This is a genomic window from Enterobacter cloacae complex sp. P24RS (assembly GCF_014982165.1).
GTDB lineage: Bacteria > Pseudomonadota > Gammaproteobacteria > Enterobacterales > Enterobacteriaceae > Enterobacter > Enterobacter quasihormaechei.
Window position 1 is genome coordinate 1 of sequence record NZ_JADCKU010000033.1, and the last position, 7,513, is coordinate 7,513.

9 protein-coding genes are annotated in these 7,513 nt (G+C 53.3%); 6 read left to right on the forward strand and 3 right to left on the reverse strand.

All coding sequences use genetic code 11. The features are described from left to right. Positions 1 to 312: 312 nt before the first annotated feature. From INF58_RS20770 to INF58_RS20780, 3 genes are read right to left on the reverse strand one after another with little or no spacing between them, the layout of a single operon-like run. Positions 313 to 876, reverse strand: a complete 564-nt coding sequence (locus INF58_RS20770; protein ID WP_193528417.1) for a phage polarity suppression protein — start codon at positions 874 to 876, stop codon at positions 313 to 315. Positions 877 to 904: 28 nt separating this feature from the next. Next, on the reverse strand, positions 905 to 1,123 hold the full coding sequence (locus INF58_RS20775; protein WP_023323621.1) for an ogr/Delta-like zinc finger family protein: 219 nt from the start codon (positions 1,121 to 1,123) through the stop codon (positions 905 to 907). A 2-nt stretch (positions 1,124 to 1,125) separates the two neighbouring features. After that, positions 1,126 to 1,869 (reverse strand): capsid protein, encoded by a 744-nt coding sequence (locus INF58_RS20780; protein WP_193528418.1) that lies wholly within the window; start codon positions 1,867 to 1,869, stop codon positions 1,126 to 1,128. A gap of 550 nt (positions 1,870 to 2,419) precedes the next feature. On the opposite strand from INF58_RS20780, the gene INF58_RS20785 reads away from it, so the two are divergent. The 6 genes from INF58_RS20785 (at position 2,420) to INF58_RS20810 (ending at position 7,124) form a co-directional block, all read left to right on the forward strand. Then, entirely contained in the window at positions 2,420 to 2,686 is a 267-nt protein-coding gene (locus INF58_RS20785) for an AlpA family transcriptional regulator (RefSeq protein ID WP_017694457.1), read from the forward strand. Continuing rightward, positions 2,683 to 3,234: a host cell division inhibitor Icd-like protein gene (locus INF58_RS20790; protein ID WP_193528419.1), complete on the forward strand. Its 552-nt coding sequence runs from the start codon at positions 2,683 to 2,685 to the stop codon at positions 3,232 to 3,234. Before INF58_RS20785 ends, INF58_RS20790 begins: the two co-directional genes overlap by 4 nt. Then, the gene (locus INF58_RS20795; RefSeq protein ID WP_001216598.1) at positions 3,231 to 3,458 is read left to right on the forward strand and encodes a hypothetical protein; all 228 of its coding nucleotides are present in this window, start codon (positions 3,231 to 3,233) and stop codon (positions 3,456 to 3,458) included. The genes INF58_RS20790 and INF58_RS20795 overlap by 4 nt, the downstream gene beginning before the upstream one ends. Beyond that, entirely contained in the window at positions 3,455 to 3,775 is a 321-nt protein-coding gene (locus INF58_RS20800; RefSeq protein ID WP_193528420.1) for a DUF5375 domain-containing protein, read from the forward strand. Before INF58_RS20795 ends, INF58_RS20800 begins: the two co-directional genes overlap by 4 nt. Positions 3,776 to 3,789: 14 nt before the next feature. Beyond that, entirely contained in the window at positions 3,790 to 6,123 is a 2,334-nt protein-coding gene (locus INF58_RS20805; protein WP_193528421.1) for a primase-helicase zinc-binding domain-containing protein, read from the forward strand. Positions 6,124 to 6,323: 200 nt separating this feature from the next. Further along, on the forward strand, positions 6,324 to 7,124 hold the full coding sequence (locus INF58_RS20810) for a hypothetical protein (protein WP_193528422.1): 801 nt from the start codon (positions 6,324 to 6,326) through the stop codon (positions 7,122 to 7,124). Positions 7,125 to 7,513 lie beyond the last annotated feature (389 nt).

The window sequence follows — 7,513 nt, forward strand, 5'->3', positions numbered from 1 at the left end:
CCCCTCAGCAGCACCACACGCCAACATCACCGCGCGACGTCAGGCATCGCCCCTATCCCCCCTTCCCGCACGGCACTCGGGCGCAAAAAACATTAGTAACGAGCACCAGCCGTGCGCGCAATGCTCTCCCCGCCACGCCTGCCCGCTTAAGGGGGCGCTTTTAATGCAGGCGCATGACTGGCCTCAGGGCGCGCCAGTGCTGGCGCTGGCGGGGAATTCAGTGTCGTTAAAACGCATGCAAAACCATGCACCTTATGCATGCATGGCTTTTATACGTAAAAATGGCGGAATTTTCGGGGATTTTTAAGCGGACTACTGCACGACCAGTTCTGCGCGACGGCGGGTGTAATTCAGGTTCTGTGCAGGCGTGAATTTTTCACGACTATCATCGCACGAAGCCGCGTCAGGTCTGAATCCGATGGCCGTTAAAATGTCATTATCCTGCGCCGAATAATTAATTTTTTCACCTGCGGACAGCCAGAGCTGTAGCGCCTCACGCAGATAGTCGAGTGAGTGCTGCATGGCGCAGCGCTGAACGGCGGGATGTTGCCCGGAATAATTCATCAGTTCAGGGGCAAGGGCGGCGGCCAGCTCCGCGCCGTGTACCTGCATAAAATCATTTAAACGGTCGCGGATACTGATGCGCTGCACCTCCTCATGCGAGCGGATATAGCGACCGGCAGCCTGATTAATTTCCCACTTTTTCACGTCGATAATCTCGCGCAGCGTTTGCAGGCTCCGGCCGCTGTGGCCGCTGCCGGCAAGCTGTTCGCGGTATGCCTGCTCGGCCTGCGTCAGTTCTTCCCTGTGTTGCAGCCAGGCGGATTTGTTTGCCTGACAGGCCTCAAAGGCTTTCTGTAGCGTCAGTGTGGTCACGTATGTTTCTCCTGATGTCTGGCCGTGCTTACGCACCGGCACGGTTAACGGTGGCCGCCGGTGCGGGTAGCGGGATAACCGGCTCTGTCACCGGTGAACGAATAACCCCGTCGATGGATTCAAGCGTGCGGAACGTGGCCGAGCACTCGATGTTCATGCACTGGTGATAGCGCTGTTTGACGTTATCGGACAGATAACGACTGGTGCGGGAATGCGCGCTGGTTTTGCAGAACGGACAGTGAAACATGCTTACTCCTCCGCTTCTGTCTCGCCATTTTCAGCCAGTTTTCTGGCGAGCATCATTCTCTTCGCAGGGCTGCGTAACAGCTCCGTATCAACGTCAGTAATCTGCGGCCGGTGCATGCCCGTCACGGACAATACAGGCTCCTGTGTCATGTCGAAGTGATACATGCTGCCCTGACGGCTCAGCGCGTCGCGCAGCTCGCCGGTGGCCACGGACTGCGGGGCGCTTTCTCCCTTCATTTCGAGGGCACGAATGCGCAGCAGGAAAGCGCGGATGAGGGTGACAGGAACCGCATTGACAGCCTGAGCCCATTCCGCACCGGCGTAAGCGGTAAAGGCATCTTCATGCGCTGACAGGTATTTATTGCCGGTGGAGCAGGCATTCAGCATGGCGCGTGTCCGGTCGGTCTCCAGCTCCGCAATCAGACCGGTGAACTCGTCGGCCAGCTCGCGGCTGGCGATACGCCTGCTGTGCTCAGCCTTCATTTCAGGGGTGAGACTGCCGCGCAGGGTGCGAAAGCGGCTGCGCCAGTCCTGCTCCGCCTCAGTGCTCTCATCGAGGGCGGTCTGCCGCTCCTGCTTACAGCGTTCAATGGACGTATCAATCTCTTTCAGAACCTGCATGCTGGCCGCGTGGGTGTCTCTTGCCGCAGTGAATGCGCTCAGCTTGTCGGTGATGCGCTGGCTGTTCTCTGCGTACCGCTGAGCGGCAACGTCTTGCAGGGCGGTAATGAGTGTTTCGGGTTTCATGTTCAGGCTCTCCGTTTATTCAACCTGAAATGATTCTGCCCTTCATGACACAACATCTCGATTCATTGCAGTTGTGGCAGTTCTGGCACAAACAGCACTTTAAACCCGGCTTGCCAGATAAAGGTCTCAGCAAAACCTTACTCATCGTTTGTTTTTTTACATATAACTGTTCACTACTGTTCACCTTAAATAAAAATATAATTAATACAGTAAGATAAAGGGTGAACAGTTGAGGGTCTGACTGTTCACCGTCTGTTCACCACTGTTCACCCATCTTCTGAACTCTCCTGGAGGTGTATATATTTTTTATTAATAAAAAATAATCTATTAACCACTTTTTGTTATGTATGGATGTGCCAGAATGTGCCAAAGGATACCCACGATATACCAGAACATTGTCAGAGATTGTCGCTGTATAAAAAACAGTCTGTTGTGTGGTGAAGTACTGCAAAATGACTTGTTGCCCTGAGAGAAAATATTCACAAAATAGAGAGCTACCCGAGGCCGGACGGACACGACCGGCACTGTATGGACATTATGAGGTAGCCCGATGCAAACCGCTTTTTCTTCCCCGTCTTCTGCCCCTGCCGCGCCACTGATGCCGGTTTCTGATGCCGTTCAGGAGCGCTTTATCCGCCTGCCCGAAGTGATGCATCTGTGTGGCCTGTCCCGGTCGACGATTTACGACCTCATCAGCCGGGAGGCTTTCCCGAAACAAATCAGTCTGGGCGGTAAAAACGTGGCGTGGGCGCAGTCTGAGATCACGGCATGGATGGCGGATCGCATTGCCGAACGCAACCGGGGCTGTGACGCATGATGATGACCGTTCAGCAAACCGCCCCTTTTTCTGGCTTGCTTCTTTTCATCGTTTCCAGGTATAGTTTTCCCGCTGCCGCAAAATCGGCAGCCGGGCGTAGGAACCCGAGTTACTTATTGGCGACACCAGACGCGCCATGCGTCTTTTTTTACGTCGTTGCTCAGGCACACCCATTTTCCGGGCTGTGGTGCTTATACCTTAGCCCCTGTCAGATAATGGTGGTCCGGGCGGGGCAGCCTTCGGGCTGGCCGGTTTCCAATAAGGCCGGTATTCCTACCCCCGTTCGGGTCACCACCCATGAGCGTAGGAACTCCGGTGGTGGCAATTACCGCTACTTATTGGAGGTTGCCCCTATGGCTACGACCCTCACCCTGCCACACCCGCAGTTTGTCTTTGTGTTTGCTGCTGTCCGTCGCGCAGACCGCAGACCCCGTATCTGTATGCTTCGCACCGTTGCCGGTGATGAGCACGCCGCACGCCGTTCCCTTGTTCGTGATTACGTCCTCTCGTTCGCTGGCCGTCTGCCGGTTGCGGAGGTGTGCGCATGAGACACACCACCATTACCGCCCGTGACCTCGAATGCCTTGAGCATATGCGCAACGTCGGCCAGCTCGTCGGCGACCTGATGCAGGTGCAGGACTGCGCTACCGTTAGGCGTGACCCTGCGCAGCAGTTACAGCTCACCTCTGTGATTTACCTCATGACCGCACAGCTCGACGGCGTGGTCGAGCGCTGCAATCAGCACTGGCTGACCGGGGAGGGCAACGTATGAAAAAGCCATTACCGCCCGTATTACGCGCCGCGCTGTATCGTCGCGCCGTGGCCTGTGCATGGCTGACCCTGTGCGAACGTCAGCACCGCTACCCGCAACTCACCCTCGACACACTGGAAAGCGCCATTGCCGCCGAGCTGGAGGGATTCTACCTGCGCCAGCACGGCGAGGAAAAAGGCCGCCAGATTGCCTGTGCACTACTGGAAGATTTAATGGAAGCCGGACCACTCAAATCCGCGCCGTCACTGTCCTTTCTCGGGCTGGCCGTGATGGATGAGCTTTGCGCCCGTCATATCACCGCAACGGTACTGCACTGAGGGAGAAAATAACCATGAAAATGAACGTAACGGAAACGGTAAAACATGCCTGCGGCCACTGGTCGCGTATTCTCCCGGCGCTGGGTGTGAAGGTGATTAAAAACCGGCATCAGGCCTGCCCGATGTGCGGCGGCTCTGACCGTTTCCGCTTTGACGATAAAGAGGGACGCGGGACGTGGTTCTGCAACCAGTGCGGCGCAGGTGACGGGCTTAAGCTGGTTGAGAAGGTATTTGGCGTGTCGGCCTCCGAGGCCGCCGGAAAGGTGAACGCCGTGACCGGCAACATGCCGCCGGTTGCCCCGGAAGTGATTGCGGCCGCAGAGGCTGAAACGGAGGCTGACCGCAAGGCTGCGGCCGCACTGGCCGTCAGGCTCATGGAGAAAACCCGACCTGCCAGCGGCAACGCCTACCTGACCCGCAAGGGCTTCCCCGACCGGGAATGTCCGGTACTGACGTCGATGCATAAAACCGGCGGCGTGACGTTCCGCGCCGGTGATGTGGTTGTCCCGCTGTATGACGATACCGGCGCACCGGTTAACCTTCAGCTTATCAATGCTGACGGTCTCAAACGCACCCTGAAAGGCGGTCAGGTCAAAAGGGCATGTCATGTCATCGAAGGGAAAAAACAGGCCGGAAAACGCCTGTGGATTGCAGAGGGTTATGCGACCGCACTCACCGTGCATCACCTGACCGGGGAAACCGTCATGGTGGCGCTGTCCTCCGTGAACCTCCTTTCTCTGGCGAGCCTTGCCCGACAAAAACACCCGGCCTGTCAGATTGTTCTCGCCGCCGACCGTGACCTTAACGGCGACGGCCAGAGCAAAGCCGCTGCGGCCGCAGCCGCCTGTGAGGGTATTGTTGCCCTGCCGCCGGTGTTCGGTGACTGGAACGATGCGTTCGTTCAGAAAGGCGAGGAGGCGACGCGGAAAGCGATTTATGACGCCATCCGGCCACCGGCTGACAGTCCTTTCACTACCATGAGCGAGGCGGAATTTACCGCCATGAGCACCAGTGAAAAGGCAATGCGGGTGCATGAGCATTACGGAGAAGCGCTGGCCGTGGATGCAAACGGTCAGCTCCTGTCCCGCTATGAGGCCGGGATATGGAAAATCATTCCGCCGTCGGATTTTGCCCGCGACGTGGCCGGGTTGTTCCAGCGTCTGCGCGCACCGTTCTCGTCGGGGAAAATTGCCTCAGTGGTGGAGACCCTGAAACTGATTATTCCGCAGCAGGATGCCCCGGCACGGCGTCTGATTGGCTTTCGCAACGGTGTACTCGATACCGCCACGGGTACTTTCAGCCCGCATCATAAATCGCACTGGCTGCGCACACTCTGTGATGTCGATTTTACCCCGCCGGTGGAGGGGGAAACGCTGGAAACCCACGCCCCGGATTTCTGGCGCTGGCTCGACCGTGCCGCCAGTGGCAGACCGGAAAAACGCGACGTGATTCTGGCCGCGCTGTTTATGGTGCTGGCGAACCGTTACGACTGGCAGCTCTTTCTCGAAGTGACCGGGCCGGGTGGCAGCGGTAAAAGTATTCTGGCCGAAATTGCGACAATGCTTGCCGGGGAAGATAACGCCACGTCGGCCACCATCGAAACGCTGGAATCACCACGTGAACGTGCTGCGTTGATTGGCTTCTCGCTCATCCGTCTGCCTGACCAGGAGAAATGGAGCGGTGACGGGGCAGGACTCAAGGCCATCACCGGCGGTGATGCGGTCTCGGTCGACCCGAAATACAAGGATGCTTACTCCACCCATATCCCGGCGGTGATTCTGGCCGTGAACAACAACCCGATGCGATTTACCGACCGCAGCGGCGGTGTTTCCCGTCGCCGGGTGATTCTGCATTTCCCGGAACAGATTGCCCCGGATGAACGCGACCCGCAGCTCAAGAACAAAATCGCCCGTGAGCTGGCCGTGATTGTGCGCCAGCTAATGCAGAAGTTCAGCGACCCGATGACAGCGCGTGCCCTGCTCCAGTCACAGCAGAACTCCGACGAGGCACTCAGCATCAAACGCGACGCCGATCCGGCCTTTGATTTTTGTGGCTATCTGGAGGCACTGCCGGAGCCTGAGGGCATGTATATTGGCAATGCCAACATCATTCCGCGTCAGCCGCGCCTGTATTTGTATCATGCCTATCTGGCGTATATGGAAGCCCACGGCTACAGGAATACTCTCAGCCTCACCATGTTCGGTAAGGGGCTGCCAGCCATGCTGAAAGAGTACGGGCTAAGTTATGAGAAGCGCCGAAAAAATCAGGGCATACAAACCAATCTCGCGTTAAGAGAGGAAAGCAACGCCGACTGGCTGCCGAAATGTGATGACCCCCTAGCGAAATAACCTGACCTGACCGGCAATCGCCGGTCTTTTTTTTGCACTCTCAGTCCAGACATTATGCACAATTTAAGATACAGTTCTGAGTGAGAATTGATTCAATGTAATGAAACAATCGTATGATTGCATAGCAATGAAGGAAGTCGCTATACTTCACTTATCACGGTTAATTTTCCCAGATTAATAGAACTTACTGGCGGTTATTAATGATAAATCTCAACCATCAAAGAAGCGCAATAGAACTATACACAGGCAGCTCCGATGAAAAAGATGCAAGTTATCTCCTTTCTTATTTGGATGATGTTTTAACCCCAGCATCTGAAGAGTTCTTCACAATACTAAACAACAATACACTGAAGCTTCATCATGTATTTTCATTTAACGCAATCTTGGCTCACGTTGTTGATTACATGATATTTCTTGCAAAAAAGAAAACTGAAATAACCAGAACTGATTTTATTAAAAGCTTCGATGAACGATATGAAGTGGATGGGAGTAAGCACATTAGCAATAAGTTTTCTCTTTTGGATGCGATTAACAACTCATTCAAGCATGTTGAATTGGATAAAAAAAGATATAAGGAACTTATAGAAAAATATGGAGATTTATCTTTTCACAGTCTTAAAACTGATAATGGTAAGGTTTTCTTTGAAATGCCCTTATACAAATTTGATTATGCGAGGGTAGTCCTTAGACCTATATCAAATATTTTCAACTGCCAGTTAAGAAATATTAGTGACATTGACGACTTCATAAATGGAAGAATTTATGGCAGTAGTGGTTATGGACATTTCGACTACGATTATGAACCCTGGGATGCCATTGATAGGATGATAGATTACTGTAATGCTGAATGCATGGACTGCGGCGAAAGTGACAGCAATTGTGATTGTCAAAATTTCATTTATGAAAGTAAAAATGGCCAATTTAATCCAGATACAGATCCAAGATTCAACTTCGACGATGTGATGTCTAACATTAGTGGAACAAGAGAATGGCGAAAATGACCGCTAGTCCTTAAGGATTCGTATGGTAATCCTCTGTGAGCCAGTAAAATGAACAGTAAAGTGTTCACTGTTCACCAACCATTCACCACGTAATGTCATGAATTTTATAAATAAAAATGCACAGTGAACAGTGTGAATAGTTTTTCTAAAAAAAAAGTTTTTTTCTAGATGTGATTTATCCAAAAACAGGTTCTCTTAATCACAGGAAGCGCTGCAACAAATCGCCATTGGTATACGCTTAGGTATACCGAAGAAAGTTGAATTGGTTAAAGCCACCTATTAACAGATATTTACGTGAGTTATTCAGACTCCGCCAGCCCACCAAAATTCTCCATCGGTGATTACCAGAGTCATCCGATGAAGTCCTGAAAGCCCGCACGGTGCAAGCC